Origin of the sequence: Nonomuraea sp. KM90 (assembly GCF_052246675.1) — a bacterium.
GTDB lineage: Bacteria > Actinomycetota > Actinomycetes > Streptosporangiales > Streptosporangiaceae > Nonomuraea.
Genome location: NZ_JBQQCB010000038.1, coordinates 20,221 through 41,934, shown reverse-complemented (window position 1 = coordinate 41,934; position 21,714 = coordinate 20,221). Strand labels below are relative to the sequence as shown.

The 21,714-nt window shown below is 73.3% G+C and carries 13 protein-coding genes and 1 pseudogene; 3 read left to right on the top strand and 11 right to left on the bottom strand.

Annotation, left to right across the window (positions count from 1 at the left end; all coding sequences use genetic code 11):
• Window positions 1-78 precede the first annotated feature (78 nt).
• Window positions 79-6,282, top strand: coding sequence for a hypothetical protein (locus ACTWPW_RS30925; RefSeq protein ID WP_443170694.1), 6,204 nt, complete (start codon window positions 79-81; stop codon window positions 6,280-6,282).
• Window positions 6,283-6,297: 15 nt separating this feature from the next.
• Here the strand turns inward: ACTWPW_RS30925 and ACTWPW_RS30920 are convergent, their stop codons facing one another.
• The 5 genes and pseudogenes from ACTWPW_RS30920 to ACTWPW_RS30900 form a co-directional block, all read right to left on the bottom strand.
• On the bottom strand, window positions 6,298-7,887 hold the full coding sequence (locus ACTWPW_RS30920) for an acyl-CoA synthetase (RefSeq protein WP_443170693.1): 1,590 nt from the start codon (window positions 7,885-7,887) through the stop codon (window positions 6,298-6,300).
• Window positions 7,887-9,035 carry a thiolase domain-containing protein gene (locus tag ACTWPW_RS30915; RefSeq protein ID WP_364119225.1) on the bottom strand — a complete coding sequence of 383 codons (1,149 nt, stop codon included), beginning with the start codon at window positions 9,033-9,035 and terminating at the stop codon, window positions 7,887-7,889. The genes ACTWPW_RS30920 and ACTWPW_RS30915 overlap by 1 nt, the downstream gene beginning before the upstream one ends.
• A gap of 3 nt (window positions 9,036-9,038) precedes the next feature.
• Entirely contained in the window at window positions 9,039-10,058 is a 1,020-nt protein-coding gene (locus tag ACTWPW_RS30910) for a thiolase domain-containing protein (protein WP_443170692.1), read from the bottom strand.
• On the bottom strand, window positions 10,058-10,954 hold the full coding sequence (locus ACTWPW_RS30905; RefSeq protein ID WP_375112887.1) for a Zn-ribbon domain-containing OB-fold protein: 897 nt from the start codon (window positions 10,952-10,954) through the stop codon (window positions 10,058-10,060). Before ACTWPW_RS30905 ends, ACTWPW_RS30910 begins: the two co-directional genes overlap by 1 nt.
• A pseudogene (locus ACTWPW_RS30900) lies at window positions 10,944-12,490 on the bottom strand (acyl-CoA synthetase). Before ACTWPW_RS30900 ends, ACTWPW_RS30905 begins: the two are co-directional and overlap by 11 nt.
• 153 nt (window positions 12,491-12,643) lie before the next feature.
• On the opposite strand from ACTWPW_RS30900, the gene ACTWPW_RS30895 reads away from it, so the two are divergent.
• Window positions 12,644-13,453, top strand: coding sequence for a crotonase/enoyl-CoA hydratase family protein (locus ACTWPW_RS30895; protein ID WP_375112885.1), 810 nt, complete (start codon window positions 12,644-12,646; stop codon window positions 13,451-13,453).
• Between the two features lie 94 nt (window positions 13,454-13,547).
• Here the strand turns inward: ACTWPW_RS30895 and ACTWPW_RS30890 are convergent, their stop codons facing one another.
• From ACTWPW_RS30890 to ACTWPW_RS30870, 5 genes are all read right to left on the bottom strand, one after another.
• Window positions 13,548-14,654, bottom strand: coding sequence for an NAD(P)H-dependent flavin oxidoreductase (locus ACTWPW_RS30890; protein ID WP_375112884.1), 1,107 nt, complete (start codon window positions 14,652-14,654; stop codon window positions 13,548-13,550).
• An 84-nt stretch (window positions 14,655-14,738) separates the two neighbouring features.
• Window positions 14,739-15,476, bottom strand: a complete 738-nt coding sequence (locus tag ACTWPW_RS30885; protein WP_443170691.1) for an SDR family NAD(P)-dependent oxidoreductase — start codon at window positions 15,474-15,476, stop codon at window positions 14,739-14,741.
• On the bottom strand, window positions 15,473-16,789 hold the full coding sequence (locus ACTWPW_RS30880) for an FAD-binding protein (protein WP_443170690.1): 1,317 nt from the start codon (window positions 16,787-16,789) through the stop codon (window positions 15,473-15,475). Before ACTWPW_RS30880 ends, ACTWPW_RS30885 begins: the two co-directional genes overlap by 4 nt.
• The gene (locus ACTWPW_RS30875) at window positions 16,786-17,673 is read right to left on the bottom strand and encodes a decaprenyl-phosphate phosphoribosyltransferase (RefSeq protein WP_443170689.1); all 888 of its coding nucleotides are present in this window, start codon (window positions 17,671-17,673) and stop codon (window positions 16,786-16,788) included. Before ACTWPW_RS30875 ends, ACTWPW_RS30880 begins: the two co-directional genes overlap by 4 nt.
• Window positions 17,670-18,587, bottom strand: coding sequence for a DUF3068 domain-containing protein (locus ACTWPW_RS30870; RefSeq protein ID WP_443170688.1), 918 nt, complete (start codon window positions 18,585-18,587; stop codon window positions 17,670-17,672). The genes ACTWPW_RS30875 and ACTWPW_RS30870 overlap by 4 nt, the downstream gene beginning before the upstream one ends.
• A gap of 95 nt (window positions 18,588-18,682) precedes the next feature.
• Here ACTWPW_RS30870 and ACTWPW_RS30865 point away from each other — a divergent pair, with 95 nt between their 5' ends.
• Window positions 18,683-19,927, top strand: coding sequence for an acyltransferase family protein (locus tag ACTWPW_RS30865; RefSeq protein ID WP_364119252.1), 1,245 nt, complete (start codon window positions 18,683-18,685; stop codon window positions 19,925-19,927).
• Here the strand turns inward: ACTWPW_RS30865 and ACTWPW_RS30860 are convergent.
• Window positions 19,864-21,693, bottom strand: coding sequence for an ArnT family glycosyltransferase (locus ACTWPW_RS30860; protein ID WP_375112880.1), 1,830 nt, complete (start codon window positions 21,691-21,693; stop codon window positions 19,864-19,866). The two genes, ACTWPW_RS30865 and ACTWPW_RS30860, sit on opposite strands and share 64 nt — an antisense overlap.
• Window positions 21,694-21,714 lie beyond the last annotated feature (21 nt).

The window sequence follows — 21,714 nt, the reverse complement described above, 5'->3', positions numbered from 1 at the left end:
CCATAGTGCGATAGTGAGATGAGATCAGACGCTGATCAGGGGGACGGCACGTCAGGACGTAGCTAAGAGGCGGACCTCATGGACACGCCACCGCACCGTCTCGGGCTCGAACGGGTCGTCGAGGTCTTCTCCGGTCACGCCGATCTGGTCGGCCTGACCGGTTCCGGATATGTGGTCGGTGCCGATCTGGTGCTGACCTCCGGTCACGTGATACGCCCTGGCGCGCCCTGCCACGTGCGCGGGCCGGGGCCGGATCAGTGGGTGGCGGCCGAGCCGGTGTGGCGGGGGCGCGGCGGCGCGAACGCGGTGCTGCTCCGGGTGACCGAGCCGGTATGGGCGGACCTGCCCGGCATCGAGCGCACCCGATTCGCCAGGCCGGCGACCGGCGGAGCCCATCGCCTGCGCTGGCTGGCCGGGGGCTTCCCGCAGACGGGGCAGCGAGAAGGGGCGCGGAGCCCGGAGACGCTGGCCGGCCTGGTGGACGCACCGATGGGCGCGGTGTCGAAGACCCTGGCGGTCAGCGTGCTGAGCCCCGAACTCGAGTCGATGCCGGACTCGCTCTGGCACGGCATGTCGGGCGCCGCCCTGCTCGCCGAACCCGCCGGCCAGCTCATCGGCGTGATCGCCACCAGCCCCTCCGGGCACGCCCAACGCCACCTCGACGCCATCCCCGTGACCGCCCTGCTGGCCGACGAACGCTTCCGCGAGCTGGCGGCCGTCGCCCCCGGCCCTCCCGAGACCGTCGCGGGCGACCCCTCGCCGCCACTTCCCACCCTCCTGCAACCGGCCCGCGTGCGGCTGCCCCAGGACCGCCCGGACTGGACGCTGCTGATGGCACGCCACGCGGTGGTGCCGTTCCTGGGCCGGACCGAGGAGCTGGCGGAGCTGCGCGCGTGGGCCGCCGACCCGGCCCCGCTGTCGATCGCGGTCCTCACGGGACGCGGCGGGACGGGGAAGACCCGGCTGGCCGGCGAGCTGTGCGTGGACCTGGCGGAAGCGGGCTGGGACACGGGCTTCCTCCCCCTCGACGCCTTGGCGGGCCTGCCGGCCGGGACGCCGCCCGGCCCGCCGAGCGCCGTGTCGCCCGACGCGCTGCGACCCACCCTGATCGTCGTCGACCGTCCCGAGCCGTCCCTCCCCCTCGTCGGCGAGCTGATCCGCAGGCTGGCCGAGCACGGGCACAACCCCCGCGTACGCCTCCTCCTGGCGGCCAGAGAGCCCGGCGAGCCGGACTGGTGGCGGCGGCTGGACACGGCGGCGGGCGGCCGGCTCAGACGGCTCAACAGCACGACGGTGCAGCTCAACGCCCACCCGCTCACGCTCACCGAGCGGACCGAGCACGCGTCGGCGGCCATGAAGGCGTTCGCGCCGAGCCGCGCCGCCCTCCCCTCCCCGCCCCGGCTCGACGACCCGGAGTACGGCCTCCCGCTCCGCGTCCACCTGGCCGCCCTGCTGCGGCTGTGCGACGCGGACGGCGACGCGATCGGGCGGGTGGGAGGCGGCGACGGCCTGCTCGGCCGGTTCCTGGCACGCGAACGCGATCAGTGGGCCCGCGTCTGGCCGGACACGGGGGAACGCCTCGACGACGTGACAGCGCGGCAGGCCGTGGCGGTCCTCACGCTCACCGCCCCCTCCCCGGCCGAACTCCCCGGCCTCCTGATGGCCGTCCCCGGACTTCGCGGCACACCTCATCTCCGGAACGCGGCCGACTGGCTGGGCCGCGTCTTCCCGGGCCGGCGTGACCCCGCGGGCGCACCAGGCGCTCCCGATGACGGACGGCTGAGCCCGCTGGGGCCGGATCTCCTGGTCGAGGAGTTCCTGGCCGGGACGGAGAGCCTCGACGCGCTCGTACTCGCCGTCCACGACCAGGAGGGCCGCACGGTCGGGCATCTCGTGCGCATGCTCGACGTCCTCCGGCTGTCGGCGGGTAGGGAGCGGGCCAGGGCGGCGCTGTGGTCGCTGGTCATCAGCCGGATCGGGAGGCTGGTCGCGGAGGCCGTGACCAACCCCGCGAGCCGGCTCGGCGACGTGCTCGACGCCGCGCTGCGGCTGTTCGCCACCGACCGGCAGCTCGCCGAGGCCGTGGCCGCGCTGCCGGCGGTGCGGGTGGAGGAGGCCGGGCTGGGGTCGCGGGCACTTGCCGTGACGCTCGCCGAGCTGGCTGTCCGGCACCGGCGGGCTCGGGGTGGTACGCGGGTCGCGCTGGCGGGGGCGCTGGCACGGTTGTCGGACGGCCTGGCCGCCGTGGGCAGGGTGGGCGAGGCGGTGGTCGCGGCGGCGGAGGCCGTGGAGGCGTACGCCGGCGCTCCTCCGTACGAGGAGGCGGCCGGGCGGGCGGAGGCGCTGTTCGGCCTGGGGGCATGCCTGCTGCTGGGCGGTGAGGCGGGGGGCGCGCTCAAGCCCGCGCAGGAGGCGGCGGCCCGGTTCCGCATCCTGGCCGAGGACGATCTCCGGTATTCGGAGCAGGCCGCGCGGGCGCATTACAACGTCGCCTGCGCGCTCCTGGGGACGGGACGGCTGGAGGAGGCTGTGGCGGCGTTCTCGGCGGCCGGTGGTGACGCCGATTTCGCGGCGAACGTGACGGGCGTCCTGTCCGTACTGCCCGGGACGGCCGCTGACCGGCACCCGGACGGTGAGGCGGCCACGGTCCCGCGGCCGCGCCCGGGCACGTCCGGCGACCGCCTGCCGCCGACGGGTTCCGGGGCCGATCCACCGGCCAGCCGGCTCATGGCCGTCGGGCAGCCGCCGGAGGCGCCCCTCGGCAGGACCCGCATGCAGGCGCCTGCCGGCGAGTCCGGCGCGCGGTCGCCCGTGGGCGAGACCGGCGCGCGGGCGTTCGCCGGCGGGGCGGGCTCAGTGTTCGAGCCGTGGCGGCCACCGCCGGGCCGGGCGGCGGCCGCGGGTTCCGTCCAGGCGTCCGAGCGGGGTGTGGCGGCGGTCTTCGGCGAGGTGCCGGAGCCGCTCGCCGTACAGGTGCCGGAGCCGCTGACGCCGTTCGAGGGGATCGGGGCCGGCGCGGCGCTGCCCGAGCTGGCCGCCTGCCTGGCCGTCGCCGCCACGTCCGCCGCCAAGGGCGTCGCCCCGACCGACAGGGACCTCGCCCACCGCCTGCATCTGCTCGCCGGCTGGCTGGAGACACACGGCAGGCCGGCCGAAGCCCTCGCCCCGGCCGCCGAGGCCGTCTCCCGGCTGCGGGCGCTGGCGCGGGAGGAGCCCGGCCTGCGGGCCATGCTGGCCTCCGCCGCGGCCGTGCTCTCCAGGCTGCACGCCGGCCTGGAAGACCTGGACGCCGCCGTACGGTCCGCCGCCGAGGCGGTACGGAGCCTGCGGGCCCTCGTCACGCTCGAACCCGACGAGCACCGCCCCGCCCTGGCCGGGCAACTGCTCGATCTCGGCGAGCTGCTGCTGATCGACGACCGGCCGGAAGAGGCGCTCGGGCCGCTGCAGGAGGCCATGACCGTGGCGGCCGAGCGGGACACGGCGGCACAGGCCACGGGCAGGCGGCTGCTCGGCCTCTGCCTGGACGAGCTGGGCCGGACCGCCGACGGCCTGGCGCAGCTGGAGATCGCCGCCGAGCTGTACGACGTGCTGGGTGCCGAGGAGGCCCATCGGTCCGAGGTGCGGGCCAGGTTGCGCAGGAGGCTGGAAGCCGGCCCGGCCGCCGGGGAGGAAGCCGCCGACGGGCAGCCGTGGCTGCTGGATCTGGTCATGAGGCGCTCGGACGCGGCGGGCGGGCACGAGGGGGCCGTCGGGCGGGCTGAGCGGCGGCTGGCGGAGTGCCGGGAGGCCGTCGAGGGAGCCGGTACGCCGGGGATCGAGCAGATTCACGCGTACCTGTCGGCGCAGGCCGTGCTCGCCCGGGCCTGGGCGGATGCCGGGCGGGCCGGGGAAGGGTTCGCGCTGGCGATGCGGGCGGCCGAGCTGCTGGAGCGGCACGCCGCGCCCGACGGGCCGCACGCGATCGCCGTCGGCATGGTCGCCGCTGCCCTCGGCCGCTCGCTGGTGGTGCTGGGGCGCCACAAGGAGGCCATCCCTCACCTGCTCACCGCCATCGAGTCCTACGAGCCGCACGCCCAGACGAGCGCCGAGTTCCGTACCGAGCTGGCGGAGCTGATGATCCTCGAGACGGTCGCCCTGTCCCGCGCCGCCTGCCCGTCCGACGCGGAGGCGGCGGCCGACCGGCTGGTCGAGCTGTACGCCAAGCTCGTGGCGGAGGGTCTCGAACGTCCCGTCGCCCTGGCCGGGGCGCTGCGCCTGCAGGGCGGCATCCGGTTCACCCGGCAGGACCCCGAAGGCGCGCTGCGGTCCGTCACCCGCGCGCTCGACTTCACCCCCTCGCCGCCCGGCGACAGGGACCGGCTGGTCGCCGCCACCTGCCTGGAGCTCGGGGGGCTCTGCCTGGCCGAGCAGCACGAGAGCGAGGCGGCCCGGACGCGGCTGGCCGCGGGCACCTCGGCGATGGCGCGGCTCGGGCAGCCCGTCCCCCACGATCTGGCCGGCGTGCACCTGCTGGCGCTGGTCCGGCTGGCCAGGTTGCGGGTGGAGGAGGAGGGCCCCGCCGCCGGAACCGATCTGTACGCGCAGATCCTGGACCTGCGGCCCCTTCCCGGGACGGATGAGCTCGATGCCCTCGTCGAGGAGCTCGCCGGCGCGGTGGAGGGAGCGGCGGCCGAGCTGGTGGGGCCGCTCACGGCGTTCACGGAGGAGCTGGAGCGGGAGGTGCCGCTGACGGGCGCGCCCGAGACGTATGACCGGTACGGCCGGTGCCTGGCCGCGTTCAGTGCCGCGGCGGCGGAGGCGGGTGACACCGCGAGCGCCGTGGCGGGTGCGGAGCTGGCCGTGCGCGTCTACCGGGGGCTCGCCGCCGTTTCAGGGGTCTATCGGGAGCACCTCGGATCCGCCCTGGCCCGGCTGTCCGCGCTGGGTTCCCGGGAGGCCGAGGGCGGGCCGGGCGGGGGGCTTGCCGTCGTCGAGCAGGCCATCGTGCTGCTCGGCGAGCGCGAGGACCGTACGCTGGCCGAGGCCCTCAACCGGTACGCCGCCGAGCTGCTCGCCCAGGGCCGCCCCGTCGAGGCGCTGGCCCACTGCGAGCGGGCCGCCGACCTCTGTGACGAGCTGGACGACCCGGCCGTCGCCGCCGTCACCTACGCCCAGCTCGGCTCCACCCTGGCCGCGCTGGACCGCTCGCAGGCCGCGCTGGAGGCGATCGCCTGGTCGCTGGCCGAGCTGGACCGGGCCGAGGAGGCGGGGCGGGAGCTGCCGCGGGTGCGGGCGCGGGCGGTTCAGGTGCGGGGGCGGGTGCTGCGGGCGTTCGGCCGGGGGCAGGAGGCGATGGCGCACCTGGTGGAGGCCCTGCGGCTGTTCGGCGGGCTGGCGGAGCCGCTGGCCGCCGCCGAGACCGCCGCGCTGATCGCCGACGATCTCCTGGCCGACGGGCGCCCGCAGGAGGCCGCCGAGTACGCACGGATCGCCACGACCGGCCACGAACCGGGCACCGTGAAGCACGCCCTGGCCACCCAGCGGCTGGCCAGGTGTCACATGATGCTCGGCGAGCTCGGCGAGGCCAACGCGCTCGTGGAGGGCCTGATCCCGCTGGCCCGGCGGGCACCGGACGATCCGACCTACCGGGCGATCCTGGCCGACTCCCTGGCGCAGAGCTCGGAGCTGCTCCCCCTGCTGCGGCTGGACGGCGGCGCGGAGGCCGAGGCCAGGGCGCGCGAGGCCATCGCGATCTACGACGAGCTGCTGGCCGCGGGCATGAACGCGCACGCCCTGCACACCAGCCGCGCCGGCGCCTGCCTCACCCTGGCCTCCGCGCTCAGGATGCGGGAGCTGGCGGCCGAGGCGATCCAGCCGCTGCGGGAGGCGGTGGCGGCGCTGGAGCGGTTCTCGCCGGACAATCCGATGCAGTCGGGGCTGCTGTCCCAGGCGATGCTCATGCTGGGGGACGCGCTGATGGAGGCGGGGCGGGCGCTGGAGGCCGGGCTCGTCTTCCACCGGAGCACCCAGGTGACGCGGGACGCGCTGGCCAGGGCCGTGGCGCACGCCCGCCTGGGCTTCTGCCAGTGGGAGCTGGGCCGGGACGACGCCGCGGAGGCCGCCCTGCGGGTCTCCGCGGACCTGCTGCGCGAGCTGCCCGCGGCCGAGGGCGGGCAGGGGCTGCTCCGGGACGTGCTGATCGGGCGGCTGAAGCTGCTGGAGACGGCCGGGGGCAGGGGTGAGGAGGCGAGGGCGGTCGAGGCCGAGCTGCGCCGGCTGAGCTCCCAGCGCCGCCCGACCTGACCCCGATCGGCTGCCTCAGTCCGTGGCGGTGTTCTCGACCGTCTCGCGGGCCCACCGGTAGTCGGCCTTGCCCGCCGGCGAGCGCACCATCTCCGTCACGAACGCGTACGTACGAGGCACCTTGTACCCGGACAGAAGCCGCCGGCAGTGCCCGTCCAGCTCGTCGGCCGTGACCTCGATGCCGGGCCGCGGCTCGATCACGGCGGCCACCCGGTTGCCCCACCGCTCGTCCGGCACCCCGGTCACCACCGCGTCGAACACCGAGGGATGCCCCTTGAGCACCGCCTCGACCTCCTCGGGGAACACCTTCTCCCCGCCGGTGTTGATGCACTGCGAGCCCCGGCCGAACACGTTCACGGTGCCGTCGGGGTCCACCGTGGCCAGGTCACCGGTCAGCAGCCACCGGGTGCCCGCCTCGTCGGTGACGAACGTGCGGGCCGTCTTGTCCGGGTCGTTGTAGTAGCCGAACGCCACCCGCCCCGACCGCGCCACCGTCCCCATCTGCCCCGAGCCGGGTTCGACCGGGCGGTTCCGCTCGTCGAGCACGGCCAGCTTGACCACGGCGTTCGGCTGGTAGCGCAGGCCCGTCTCGGGCGAGGAGCCGGCCACGCCGGAGGCCGTGTAGCCGGACTCGGTGGAGCCGAAACTGTCCAGGATCATGACGTTCGGGAGCAGCTCCTGGAGGCGGTCGCGGACCGCGCCGGACAGGATGGCCCCGGTCGAGCTGATCACGAACAGCGAGGAGACGTCGTACGAGCCCTTCTCCAGCGCCTCGGCAAGGGGCCTGGCCATGGCGTCTCCGGTGATGTTCAGGGTGGCGACGCGCTCCCGCTCGATCGCCCGCCAGACCTCCGCGGCCTCGAACTTGCGCACGTACACGATGGTCGAGCCCATGCACCAGCAGATGAACGTGGCCATCTGCGCGGCCCCGTGCATGAGCGGCGGCGCGGCCATCATGACCATGGGGGTGGCCTTGATCGCCTCGTCGATGACCTCCTGCGGGGTGGCGCGCGGCTCGCCGTACGGGTTGCCGCCGCCGAAGCCCATGAACAGGTCCTCGACGTGCCACATCGCGCCCTTGGGCATGCCGGTGGTGCCGCCGGTGTAGATGATGTACACGTCCTGGCCCGAGCGCGGCGGGAAGCCCCGCTCCGGCTTGCCGTGTTCCAGGGCCGTCGCGTACGGCACCGCCGAGCCGAGCGACGGTTGCCCGCCCACCGCGATCAGGTGCTCCAGCAGCGGCGCGTCGCCGGCCACGGCGGCCACCCTGGGCTCGAACTCCACGTCGTAGAGCAGTGCCCGGAGGTCGGCGTCCCGGTAGAGGTAGAGCAGCTCGGCCTCGACGTACCGGTAGTTGACGTTGATCGGCACGGCCCTGATCTTGAGGGCGGCCAGCAGGCCGGCGACGTACTCGATGCCGTTGTAGAGGTGCAGGCCGACGTGCTGGCCCGGCTGGACGCCGAGGTCCATGAGGTAGTGGGCGAGCCGGTTCGACTCGGCCTCCAGCTCGGCGTAGGTGCGCCTTTCCTGGCCGCAGACGACGGCCGTCCTGTCCCCGATCGTGTCCGCGAGCCCTTCGTACAGGTCAGCGTGGTTGAACTCCATCAGGGTCTCTCCCGTCCGAGGATCCACATCGCGAAGAACTGGGCTCCCCCGCCATAGGCGTGGCCGAGCGCCGTACGGGCGCCGTCCACCTGGTGCTCGCCGGCCATCCCGCGCACCTGCAGCGCGGCCTCGGCGAACCTGATCAGCCCCGACGCCCCGATCGGATTGCTCGACAGCACCCCGCCCGAGGCGTTCCAGGGGGTGTCACCGTCGAGTGCCGTGGCGCCCGACTCGGTGAGCTTCCATCCCTCCCCTTCCGCCGCGAACCCCAGGTTCTCCAGCCACATCGGCTCGTACCAGGAGAACGGGACGTACACCTCGGCCACGTCGATCTGCCGCCGCGGGTCGGTGATGCCGGCCTGCTGGTAGACGTCGGCGGCGCAGTCCTTGCCGGCCTGCGGGCTGACCGTGTCGCGGGCGGCACGGAAGATCGGCTCGGAGCGCATGGCCGTCCCGTGCACCCAGGCCGGGGTGCCGGTGACGGCCGACTCCGACGACAGCACCAGCGCGCAGGCGCCGTCGCTGGACGGGCAGGTCTCCAGGTAGCGGATCGGCTCCCAGAGCATGGGCGTGGACTCGACCATCTTCTGGTCGATGCCGGGGATCTTGAGGTGCGCGTACGGGTTCTTCAGCGCGTTCAGCCGGTCCTTGACCGCCACCAGCGTGCCGATGTGGCCGGGGGCGCCGGACCTGCGCATGTACTCGCGGATGTGCGGGGCGAAGTACCCGCCCGCGCCCACCACCAGCGACGCGTTGAACGGCAGGTGCGTGGACAGCGCCCAGGTGGCGTTGGACTCCGACTGCTTCTCGAACGCGACCACGAGCACCCGCTCGTGCACCCCGCCCTGGATCAGCGAGGCGCCGACCAGGGCGGTGGAGCCGCCCACGCTGCCCGCCGTGTGCACGCGCATCATGGGCTTGCCCGCCGCGCCGAGCGCGTCCGCCAGGTACGCCTCCGGCATCATCACGCCCTCGAACAGGTCCGGCGCCTTGCCGATGACCACGGCGTCGATGTCCTTGAACGTCAGCCCGGCGTCCGCCAGCGCCCGCAGCGCCGCCTCGCGCACCAGCCCGGCGATCGAGACGTCGCGCCGCTTGGTCGTGTAGTGCGTCTGCCCGACGCCGATGACCGCGCACCGGTTGCCCATTGTTCATGCCTCCAGGACGGTGACGAGGTTCTGCTGCAGGCAGGGGCCGCTCGCGGCGTGCGCGACCGTGCGGCTCGCGTCGCCGTCGTGGATGCGCCGCGCGGCCTCGCCGATGCGGATGAGGCCCGTGGCCATGACGGGGTTGGCGGCCAGCGGGCCGCCCGACGGGTTGATCACGGTGTCGCCGCCCAGTTCGAGCGCCTCCCGCAGGACGATCTCCTCGTGCGGGAACTGGGCGTGCAGCTCGGCCACCTCGACGGGCCCCTTCCCGACCCCCGCGGCCCGCGCGGCGTCGGCCGCGGAGACCGACCGGGCCAGGTCGCGCAGGCCCAGGTAGTGCGGCTCGATGCGGTGCGCGATTCCCCTGATGTAGGCGGGATTCGGGCACAGCCGGGCGGCCAGGTCCCTGGTCGCGAGCACGATCGCCGCCGCGCCGTCCGTGATGGGCGGCACGTCCGTCTTCCTGAGCGGTTGCACGGCGAAGTCCTCACCGTCCGGGTCGGGCAGATCGAGCGCGTACGGGTTGCTCCTGCCGTCCGCGCGGCTGCGCCGGACGATCTCGTCGAGCTCCCGCCGGTCCGCGCCGACCGCGTTGGCCTGGAGGGCGGCGTAGGAGAGCTGGTCGAGCCCGAGCGGGGCCAGGTAGTACGGGTCGAGCTGGAGCGTCATGATCGTGCGCAGGTCGCCGAGCGACGACTTGCCGAAGCCGTAGACCAGGGCCGAGTCGATGTCGCCGTGCTGGAGGCGCACCCACGCCTCGTACAGCGCCCAGGCGCCGTCCATCTCGACGTGGCTCTCGGAGATCGGCGGCCAGGCGGCCAGCGCGTCGAGCGCCGACACGAACGAGAACGGCGCCCCGGCCAGGTAGTCGCAGCTCCCCGAGCAGGTGAAGCCGAACCGCTTGAGCCCGGTCCGCTCCTTGACCTCGTTGATCACGGGCAGGATCAGCTCGGGCTCGGTCAGGCCGGTGTCCTGGCCGGTGTGCCGCGTCTGGGCGAATGCGACGATCGCTACGTCTCTCATCACAGCTCCACGTCCGGCTCGCCGGTGGGGGCGAACCAGCGGATGTTCGTCATGGACGCCGTCCGCTCGCCCTCCGGGACCCAGACGGCCTTGACGCGCATGCCCTGGCGCACCTCGTGTGCGGGTACGTCGCCCATCAGGGCGATCATGGGGACGTCGGCGCCGTCGAGCAGGATGTACGCCGACACGAACGGCACCTGCGGAGCCCGGGGATCCGGCAGGTTGTTGATGGCGTACGTGGTGATCGTGCCGGTGTCGGGGAGTTCGAGCGTCTCCGGGATGGCGCTTCCGCATTCGGGACAGGCCGCCCGGTAGGGCACGTACACCTTGCCGCAGCTCCCGCACCGGCCGCCGAGGAGGACGCCGCGCTCGACGCCCTCCAGGAAGACGCGCAGCGCGCCGCCCGCCTGGAGGCGGTATTCGGCGCGCACGTTGGACACGATCTTCGTGACCTCGGGGGCGAAATGGGAGATGTCGGTGATGTGGCCGGTGGGCCGGTCGCGCCAGACGGGCCAGACGCGCGTGCCGGCCCCGATCGCCTTGGGGTTCTCGGCCTCCACCGCGTGCAGCAGGGCGGTGTCCGCGCCGTCGAGCTCGATCAGCGCCCAGGCGAAGGGGCGGTCGAGCGGGTGACCTTCGAGCGGCTCGTCCACCCATGCCCACGTCGTGACCGTGCCCGCCGGGCCGACCTCGACGTACTCGCCGGTGACGGGCTCGCCGGTCGCGGGGTCGTACTCGAGGGGCGGGACGAGCACCCGGCCCTCCGCCGTCCGTACCCCGACGATGCGGCGAGCGCGTAACTCGCTCAGGAACCGGCCGACCACCGGTCCCGTCGTACGCGTGTAGCCGCCGGGGAACTCCAGGACGTGCTGAGCGACCAGCGGATCAGATGGCACGGTCGTGTCCCTCCCAGTACGGGGCGCGGAGCTTGCGTTTGAGCAGCTTGCCGTTGGGCTCGCGGGGCATCTCGGCGATGAAGTCGATGCTCTTGGGCCACTTCATCCTGGCCAGCCGCCCCTCCAGCGAGGCCAGCAGCTCGGCGGCCAGCTCGGGCCCCGGCTCGGTGCCCGGCGCGGGCTCGACGACGGCCTTGATCTGCTCGCCCCACTCCTCGTCCGGGATGCCGAACACGGCCACGTCGGCCACCTTCGGGTGAATCATGAGCTCGTTCTCGATCTCGGCCGGGTAGATGTTCGTCCCGCCAGAGATGATCATGTCGGCCTTGCGGTCGCACAGGTAGAGGAAGCCGTCCTCGTCCAGGTATCCGATGTCGCCGACGGTGAAGTAGTCCTTGAGGCGGTTCGCGGCGGTCTTGGCGGGGTCGCCCTTGTACTCGAACGGGACGCCCATCATCTTCATGTAGATCGTCCCGGGGGTCCCGGTGGGCACCGGCTCGCCCTGGTCGTCCGCGATGAGCAGCTCGCTGATCGGCCACGCCGAGCCGACCGTGCCCGGGTGGGCCTTCCAGCCCTCGGGCGTGGCGAGGGTGCCGCCGCCCTCGGTGGCCGCGTAGTACTCGTACACGCAGTCGCCCCACCACTCGAGCATGGCCCACTTGACCGGGATCGGACAGGGGGCGGCGGCGTGGATCATCCATTTCAGGGAGGAGAGGTCGTACTTGGAGCGGGTCTGCTCCGGCAGGGCGAGCAGCCGCTTGAAGTGGGTCGGGACGAGGTGCGAGTTGGTGACGCGGTGGCGCTCGCAGAGCGCGAGCATCTCCTCGGCGTCCCACCTGTCCATGTAGACGAGCGTGTGACCCATGTGCAGCGCCGTGCCGCCGAACTGGGTCACCGCCGTGTGGTAGCTCGGCGAGGTCACGAGGTGCGCGTTCGGGCGGCCGGGGGTGATGCCGAACAGCCCGAGCAGGAAGGTCATCAGCTCGGCGGCGTCGTCCGGGTCCAGGCCGCTGAGCTGCCGCCGGACGCCTTTGGGCTTGCCGGTGGTGCCCGAGGTGTAGTGCATGGTGGCCCCGGCGGTGCGGTCGGCGGGGGTCGTGTCGGGCTGCCCGTCGAGGAGCTCCGCCAGGGGCCGGAACTCCTCCGCCGTGCCGCCCATGCGGAAGCGGCGCTCGGGCGCGATGGCCTGGGCCCCGCGGGTGCCCTCGGCCAGGAAGCGCGGGTGCACGAAGAAGGCCTTGGCCTCGCTGTCGGAGACGATGTAGGCGATCTCGGGGCCGGTCAGGTGCCAGTTGATCGGGGTGTAGTACCAGCCGGCCTGCAGGGCGGCCAGTAGAGGACCAGGCCGTCGGCGCCGTTCGGGACCAGGCCGCAGATGCCGTCGCCGGGCTGGAGGCCGAGCGCGCGCAGCCCGTGCACGAGGCGGTTCGAGCGGGCGAGGAGGTCGCCCGCGCGGTATTGCGTGCCGTCCGGGTCCACGGCCGCGATCCACTCGGGATCCGCCTGCGCGAGCCTCCAGAAACCGAGCGTGCCCATCTGATCTCCTCAGCTCAGGGCGAGCAAAACAGGAACCTGTTCTCGTTTGCTGGTGGGAGCGTATCCCGGGAGCGAAGCCCTGAGCAAGCGCTTGATCCGCGAGGTATGATCGCGGCCTAACAAGCGCTTGATACAGCGACTTCGGAGGCATCCGTGGAGCTCCTGCCGATCAGCACCCCGCACTGCCGGATCGAACGCGACGGCCACGTCCTGACCGTCACCATGAACCGCCCGGAGGCCCGCAACGCGCTGTCCTCGGACATGCTGATCGGCCTGGCCTCGGCATGGGCGTACGCGTCGGCGGAGCCCGGCGTCCGGGTGGCGATCCTGACGGGCGCGGAGGGCACGTTCTGCTCCGGCGCCGACCTCAAGGCCATGGGCCAGGCGTCGACGGACCCGGAGGTCCAGGCCAGGGCCGCCCAGATGCCCAACTTCCACTGGAAGGGGCTGCTGCGCGAGGACCTGCCCACCAAGCCGATCATCTGCGCGGTGGAGGGCTACGCGGTCGCCGGCGGCACGGAGCTGCTGGTGGGCACGGACCTGCGGGTGGTGGCGGAGTCGGCCACGCTTGGCCTGTTCGAGGCCAAGCGGGCGCTGTTCCCCATGGGCGGCAGCGCCGTACGGCTGCCCCGCCAGATCCCGTACTGCCACGCCATGGACCTGCTCCTCACCGGCCGCGCGATCACGGCGGCGGAGGCCCTGTCGATGGGCCTGGTCAACCGCGTGGTCCCGGACGGCCAGGCGCTGGCGGCGGCCCGCGAACTGGCCGACGACGTGGCCGGTTCGGGCCCGCTCGCGGTGCAGGCGATCCTGCGGACCTACCGGGACACGCTGGGCATGCCGGAGGTGGCGGCGCTGAAGGTGTCGGACGAGCTGGGCTGGCCGGTGATCGGCTCGGAGGACGCCAAGGAGGGCACCCGCGCCTTCCGCGAGAAGCGCCCCGCGGCGTACGAGGGCCGCTGACCGAGGACCGCCGACCGAGGGCCGCCGACCGGGAACCACTGACGCACCGGCCCCGCGCGAGCGAGGCCGGTGCGCCCTTCGAGACGCGGACGTCTCAGTCGCCCGTGAGGCGCTGCAGGCGTTCCAGGGCCTCCGCGTACTCCTCCACCAGCCCGAACACCACGTCCTTGGCCGGCTTGACCTGGTTCATCATCCCGATGATCTGGCCGGCGGGGAACGTCGCCAGCTCCGAGGCGTCCGAGCGGCCGATGCGGCGCAGCGCGTCCGACACCAGCATGAACTGCATCGGCATCGGCAGCGTCCCCGGCGACTCCTCCGACTCCCACGCCTCCGTCCACTCGTTCCTGAGCAGCCGCGCGGGCTTGCCGGTCCAGCTGCGCGAGCGGACGGTGTCCCGGGAGGTGGCCTCCAGGATGCGGCGCCTGGCCATCTCCGGCGTGTCCGCCTCCTCGACCGTGAGCCAGATGGAGCCGGTCCAGACGCCCTCGGCGCCCAGCGCCATGCCGGCGGCCATCTGGCGGCCGTTGCCGATCCCGCCGGCGGCCAGCACGGGCACGTCCACGGCGTCCACCACCTGCGGGATGAGCACCATGGTCGAGATCTCACCGGTGTGCCCGCCGGCCTCGGTGCCCTGGGCGACGACGACGTCCACCCCGACCTCCACCTGCTTGAGCGCGTGGCGCGGGGTCGAGGCGAGGGCGGCGACCTTGACGCCGTGCGCGTGGGCGAGGTCCACGACGTCGGCGGGTGGCGGGCCCAGCGCGTTGGCCAGGAGCGCGATCGGGTGGCGCAGCGCGACCTCCACCTGGGGGCGCGCGGTGGCGTCGGTCCAGCCGAGCAGCACCCGCCCGGCGTCCGCGTCCGCCGACAGCGGCGGCACCCCGTGCTTGGCCAGGAGGTCCTCGACGAAGGCCCGGTGGCCGTCGGGGATCATCGACTGCAGGCGGCCGACCAGCTCCTCGGGGGCGAACTCCGCGCCCTCGTACGAGGCCGGCATGACCACGTCGACCCCGTAGGGCCGGCCGTCCACGTGGTCGTCGATCCACTTGAGCTCCATCTCGAGCTCTTCGGGCGTGAAGTAGAGCGCACCGAGCACCCCCATGCCGCCGGCCCTGCTGACGGCGGCGACCACGTCCCTGCAGTGGCTGAACGCGAAGATCGGGAGCTCGATTCCGAACATGTCCGTGACACGTGTCCGCATGCCCCGACCATAAGACGCCCGGCTGCCAAACTGCAACGCGTTCTACTCTAGAACCTTTGCTCGGTCAGCTGAATGGAACGAGTTCTATCGCGGCAGCCTGCGCCAGAGGGCCCTGGGCAGCAGCCGCAGCGCGCCGAAGGCGGGCCCGAGCGCGCGCGGCACCCAGACCGAGGAGGCGCCGTCGCGCAGCGCGCCCACCGTGGCCAGCGCCACCTGCCGGGGGGTCGAGGACAGCGGGGCGGGGACGAGGCCCCTCGTCATCCGCCCGATCACGAAGCCGGGCCGGACGATCAGCACCCGGGCGCCGGTCCCGTGCAGGGAGTCGCCGAGCCCCTGGGCGAACCCGTCGAGCCCGGCCTTGGCGGAGCCGTACACGAAGTTGGCCCTGCGCACCCGCGCGCCCGCCACCGACGACAGCACCACGAGCGTGCCGTGTCCCTGCGCGCGCAGCACCCTCGCGGCGTGCAGCCCCACCGACACGTGGGCGGTGTAGTTGACGGTGACGTCCCGCGCGGCGGCCGCCGGATCGGCGTCGTAGTCCGCCTGGGCCCCCAGCACCCCGAACGCCGAGATCACCACGTCGAGGTCGCCGACCAGCTCCACCGCCTTGGTCAGGACCGCGCCGTGCGCGTGCACGTCCAGCGCGTCGAACGGCACGACGTGGACCTCCACGCCGAGCGAGGGCGGGACGAAGTCCTCCCGCGCGGCCAGCACCACCCGGCTCGCGCCGAGCCCCACGAGCAGCCGGACGATCTCCATGCCGATCTCGCTGCGCCCGCCGAGCAGCAGCACGGTGTCGACGGCGCCGAGCGCGTTCTTCACAGCCGAAGCCTCCTGGCCAGGTCGGAGCGGAACAGGCCGGCGGGATCGGCCTCGTCCCTGATCCGCCGCCACCGCTCCAGCTCGGGATACATCGCCGCCATCATGTCAGCGCGCAGCCGCGAGTCCTTGGCGAGGTAGACCCGTCCCCCGGCCGCGGCCACCCGCCGGTCGAAACCGCGCAGCAGGCCGCCCAGCCCGCGCTGCCCGGCCGGGATGTCCAGGGCGAGGGTCCAGCCGGGCATGGGGAACGACAGCAGCCCGCCGGAGCCGGGCCCGAACCTCTTGAGCACGGTCAGGAACGACACGGTGCCGTGCGCCGACAGCGACCCGACGATGCCACGCAGCGTCTCCTCCGCGCCGAAGGGCACCACGAACTGGTACTGGACGAAGCCGCGCGGGCCGTACACGCGGTTCCAGCCCTCGACGGCGTCGAGCGGGTGGAAGAACGGCGCGAGGTCCTGCACGACGGTCCGGCGGCGCGGGGCCCTGCGGTACCAGACCTCGTTGAAGGCGCGCACGCTCAGCCCGTTGAGCAGCCCGCCGGGCACCCACGCGGGCGCCCGCACGATCGGGCCGGGCGCGAAGCCGGGCTCCCTCTTCTCGGTACGTCCGGCGTGGTCGCCCCTGGTGAGCACGCTGCGCCCCATCCGGCGCCCCCGGGCGAGCAGGTCGATCCAGGCCACCGTGTAGCGGTAGCGGTCGTCGGTGGCGGCCATGACCGCCAGCGTCTCGTCCAGGTCGCCGGTGCGCTCCACGTCCACCCGCATCCGCGCGCTCTCGACGGGGACGCAGGCGAAGGTCGCCTCGGCGATCACCCCGGTCAGCCCCATGCCGCCGACGGTGGCGTGGAAGAGCGGCTCGCCGGGGCGCAGGACGCGGGCCGTCCCGCCGGCGGTCACCAGGGTGAGCGAGCGGACGTGGGCGCCGAAGGAGGAGTCGCGGTGGTGGTTCTTGCCGTGCACGTCGGCCGCGACGGCGCCGCCGACGGTGACGTACCGGGTGCCGGGGCTGACGGGGAGGAACCACCCGCGGGGGACGAGCTCGGTCATGAGCTCGTGCAGGCTCACGCCGCCCGAGGCGGTGACCAGGCCGGAGGCCTCGTCGAACGTCCAGGTGTCCAGGCCGGTGCAGTCGAGGACGAGGCCGCCGGCGTTCTGGGCGGCGTCGCCGTACGACCTGCCCAGGCCGCGCGCCACCACGCCGCGCCGGGGAGCGTCCTCGACCGCCTCCCGCAGCTCGTCGAGGGTGCGGGGGCGGGCGAGCGTGGCCGGGGTGGGCGCCGTACGCCCCCAGCCGGTCAGGAACGTCGTCATGCGTAGATCCCCAGGCCCAGCAGCACGACCAGCCCGGCGGTGAAGACCAGCGTCGGCCGGTCGCGTACGGCCAGCTCCTCCGGCTCCTCGCCCTCACCCCGGTTCACCAGCAGGTTGTGCCGGAGCACGAGCAGCAGGAACGGGATGATGCTGAGCCCGTAGAACAGGTCGTCGTGCGCGTTGAGCGCCCACAGGCAGTACGTCACGATCATCGCGCCCGAGCACATGACCCGGACCTGGGTCAGGTAGCCGGGCGGGTAGGCGGCCAGCGTGGCCCGCGTCCCGCTCACGCCCTGCGCCCGCAGCTCCACCTCGCGCTTGCCCGCCACCAGCTGCAGCGCGGCGAGCGAGACGACCATCAGGAACCAGCCGGTCACCGGCACGTCCACCGCCACGGCCCCGGCGTAGGCCCTGATCACGTGGCACCCGGCGACCGCGATGAGGTCCACGACCTCCTGGTGCTTGAGCCACAGCGTGTACGACAGCGTCAGCGCGACGTACCCGGCCACCACGGCGGCCGGCTGCCAGCTCCCGGTGAGCCCGGCGACCGCGGGCGCCAGGACCAGCAGGACGACACCCGTCGTCCGGGCCGCCCGCACGGACACCGCCCCCGACGCGACCGCGCGCCGCCGCTTGCGCGGGTGCAGCCGGTCGGCCTCCACGTCGGAGGCGTCGTTGATCAGGTAGGAGCCGCTGGCGGCCAGGCAGAACGCGGCGAAGACCAGCAGCGCCGCGAGCAGGCTGCGCGGCTCGCCGAGCACCCCGGCGGCCATGGGGGCGGCCAGGACCAGCAGGTTCTTCAGCCACTGGCGTGGCCTGGCCGCCTTGAGGAGGGCCAGCACGGGTGTGGCCGGACGGGACCGCGCGGCCACCCCCTGGCTCATGCGGTCCTGCGCCCGCGCAGGGTCAGGAGGCCCACCACGACCAGCACGAGGCCGACGACGCCCACCACGATCGGCACCGTGGTCCTGATCAGCGTGATCTGGCTCTTGCCGTCCCTGGCGCTGTCCACGAGCCTCTGCACGGTGTCATCGGTCATCTTGGCCGTGGCCACGAACGCCTTGGAGCGCTCGACGCCGTCCTGGCTCTTGAGCACCTCGTTGCGCTGCTGCTCCTGGCGCACGGGCGCGCCGGTGGTGGGCTCGACCCAGTACGTGACGGTGCCGGAGTAGTAGCGGTCGAGCTGCACGTCGCCCGAGGTGCCCATGCCGAACCAGGCGGCGGGGGCGTTCAGCGTCTGCGTCTTGGTCTCGGGGACGGCCTGCTCGAACTTGTAGGTGTCGAGGCCGTTCACCTTCTCCTCGCCGACGAACCTGGCCTCGTACGCCTTGCCGGTGCTGGAGTTGAAGACCAGGTAGGTCTTCTTCTCGGCGTCGAACGGGAACTTGTAGATCTGCCCCTGGAGCTGCACCGGAGCCTTGTCGATGTTGACGCCGCAGCAGTTGAGCCCGACGCCGGAGCGCTTGTCGAAGGCGCTGCGCCGCTCGGTGAAGTCGATGCCGGCCTTGCTGTTGGTGACGTCGTTCACGGCGGTGAACTCGTCCCACACGACGCGGTCGCCGGCGGCCTCCTTCACGTCACCACGGGTGGTGACGATGATGTCGAGGTCGGCGGTGAGCACTCTGCCGTCGGGGACGCTGAAGTATTGTGCGCCGGCCGCCCGCAGCTTGGTGATCCCGTAGTAGTCGCCCGCGGCGGCGCTGAGCGCGGGTGCCACTTGGAATCTCAGCAGGGGTGCCAGAACAATGAGGAATGCCCCGGCGGCGATCAGGACGCTGCCAACGACGACCCGGTTCATGGACCCTCCATGCTGGGTGACTGTGACTGGAACTAGTTCTACTCGCCGGTAATGTTATTGCGGTGAGTGACCAACGTCACCAGGGATGCGGAAACGTGACCGAAACAGGTTCTACATCGGCGGCCGTGCCGGTCGTGTCGGGCCACCAGACCTCCCTCGACGGGATCCGGGCCGTGGCCGCCTTCGCCGTGCTGCTGTTCCACGTCTCGATGGAGACCGGGACGGCGCTGGAGCCCGGGTTCCTGGGCGGCGTGCTGGCCCGGGGCGAGATCGGCGTGCCGATCTTCTTCACGCTGTCGGGGCTGCTGCTGTACCGCCCGTGGGCGGCGGAGGTGCTGACCGGCGAGCGGACCCCGGACACGCGCCGCTACCTGTGGCGGCGCTTCTTCCGCATCATCCCGGCGTACTGGCTGGTGGTGGCGGTGGCGCTGCTGCTGTGGGGCGAGGCGCACGCGTCTGACCCGTGGACGTGGGCGCAGATGTTGTTCCTGGTGCACACCTACGACACGAACCCGTGGTGGTTCGGGCTCGGGCCGAAGGGGCTCGGCCAGATGTGGAGCCTGGCGGTCGAGCTGAGCTTCTACCTCACGCTCCCGCTGATGGCGGCCGTGCTGCGGTGGTTCGCGCTGCGCGCCGGACCCGACCTGCGGGCCAGGGCCAGGCGGCTGCTGATCGGGCTGGCGGCCTTCGGCGCCGTGTCGTACGCGTACACGATCGTCGAGTACTTCCCCGAGTTCCGGCCGTGGATGAACGTGTGGCTGCCGCGCTCCTGGACGTTCTTCGTGCCGGGCATGGCGCTGGCCGTCCTGACCGTCTGGGCCAGGGAGGAGGACGGCCGCGTCCGGCGGCTGTGCGCCGCCCTGGCGTCGTCGTGGGGCTCGCTGTGGCTCATCGCCGGGCTGGCGTACCTGATCGCCTCCACGCCGCTGACCGGGCCGCGCCTGGTCGGGCTGGGCAGCATCTGGACCGCCTTCTCCGAGCAGGCCCTCTACACGCTCATCGCCTTCTGCCTGGTCGCGCCCGCCGCCCTGGGGAGCGAGCGGGTGCACACGCTGCTCGGCGGGCGGCTCATGAGCTATCTCGGCCAGATCTCCTACGGCGTCTTCCTGTGGCAGTTCGTGGTCCTCTACCTCTGGTACGACTTCACCGGCCAGCAGCCGTGGACCGGCAACCTGCCGCTCAACCTGGTCGCGGTCAGCGCGCTGACGGTCGGGCTGGCCGGGCTCACCCACCGCTACGTGGAGGAGCCCGCCAGGCGGCTGATCCGGTTCGTGCCTCAAAGGGCCGGCGGGGCCGGTCCCGGCTCGCCGAACGCCACCGCCCTGAGGCAGAACGCCTGACCCTGGCCGCCCGCCGCGGTGATGCGCATCCCCTTGCCGGCCCCGTCGTGCGGGACGTAGTACAGCGCCCCCATGGCACCGGTCGCGGGCAGGGTGGCCGCCCGCTGGACCTCGCCCAGGTCCAGCACGACCTGTACGGGCCGGGGGCTGGTGTAGGCCATGGCCACCACCATGCCGGGCCCCCCGTAGGACTCGACCGGGAACGACTTGCCCGCCGGATAGCACTTGGCGCCCTTGACCGCGTCGAAGAACGGGGTCACCCGGCCCACCAGGACGAGCTTGCCGGTGGCGTCGAAGACGTACGGTTCGGCCGTGGGGCGCGGGTTGCGCATGCGCTCCCGGGTCTCGGCGTCGGCCAGCGGCGCCAGCACGTACGAGGTGAGCCGGCGCGGCCCGTTCCAGGGCAGGACGATCTCCGGCGGCACCGGCCGGGCGTAGATGTCGGCGCCCGGCGCCGCCGTGGCCAGCGAGTCACGGGCGTTGTCCAGATAAGTCCGGACCCGGTCTCCGCTGAGCGTGTTGCCGAAGGCGTTGATGGAGACCAGCGACACCGCCACGAAGGCGGCGGTCAGCGTGCCCGCGGCCAGCGACAGCCCGCCCGGCACGGGCCGGCGCACGACGTCCTCCTCCCCCTGCGCCGGCAGCCACGCCAGCGCCAGGCAGAGGGCGAACAGCACCGCGGCGTCGGCCACGTACCTGGTCTCCGCGCCCACGAGGTCCCAGGCCGTGGCCCGCGCGATCACGGTGGGCACCGCGTCGGCCACCACGACGTAGGCCGCCAGGATCGCCCACGCCCGCCAGGCCCGCCTGCGGTACGCGCACGTGACCACGACCAGCAGCGCGATCACCACCCATGACGCGATCACGGTGGCCGGGGCCGGGTCGGCCAGGCCGCCGGTCGTGGTGACCCCGCCCCAGCGCAGCGGGCCGCCGACGGCGCCGGTGGGGAAGGTCTCGCCCAGCAGCCTGCGGACGAGCCCGGGGACCACCTCCGCCTTCGGCCCGGTCAGCGCGTCGGAGCCGGCGGTGTCGCGGCGCAGCAGGTAGAGCACGGCGTACCCGGCCAGCAGCAGGCCCTGCGCCCACCAGCCGGGCCGGCGCAGCTCGGTCAGCACCGCGCGGAGCCAGGGGCCCTTGCCGAGGTAGGCGCTGGTGACCCCGAGGATCACGAAGGGGATGAACACCCCCTTGGTGGAGAAGGCCATGCCGACGGCGGTCCAGATCAGGGCGTGCCAGCGGCCCTTGCCCTCGCGTACGTACCTGATGTGCGCGGCCAGCGCGGCGACCAGGGCGAGCTGCAGCGGGACCGCGTTGAGCGCGGCCGACCACCAGCTCATGGCGGGCACGGTGAGCGGCGAGAAGACGAAGACGGCCAGCGCGGCCAGCACCCCGGCGCGGTCGCCGAACAGCCGCCGCAGCAGCACGAGGAAAACCACCGAGGCCGCCGCCTGGAGGGCGACGGTCACGAAGGAGACCAGCGCCCAGTTGTACGGCGCCACCGACGTGAGCAGCCACACCAGGGCCAGCGCGCCGGGCATGAGGTGCCCCTTGTGCACCCGGGTCAGGTATTCCCAGGTGAGCCCGCTGTCACCGGCGCCGGCCACGAAGAGGAAGTCGTCCTCCACGAAGTACGCCTTGCTGAGGATCCCGGCCCTGAAGACCAGCGACACCAGGATGAGCAGCAGGCCGACACCCATGATCGGCCCGCCGCGCAGGGCGGGCAGCGTGATCTGTAAGGGCTCGGAGCGCTTGACGTCTTCAACCATCGCGGTCTCCTTCCGCTGCAG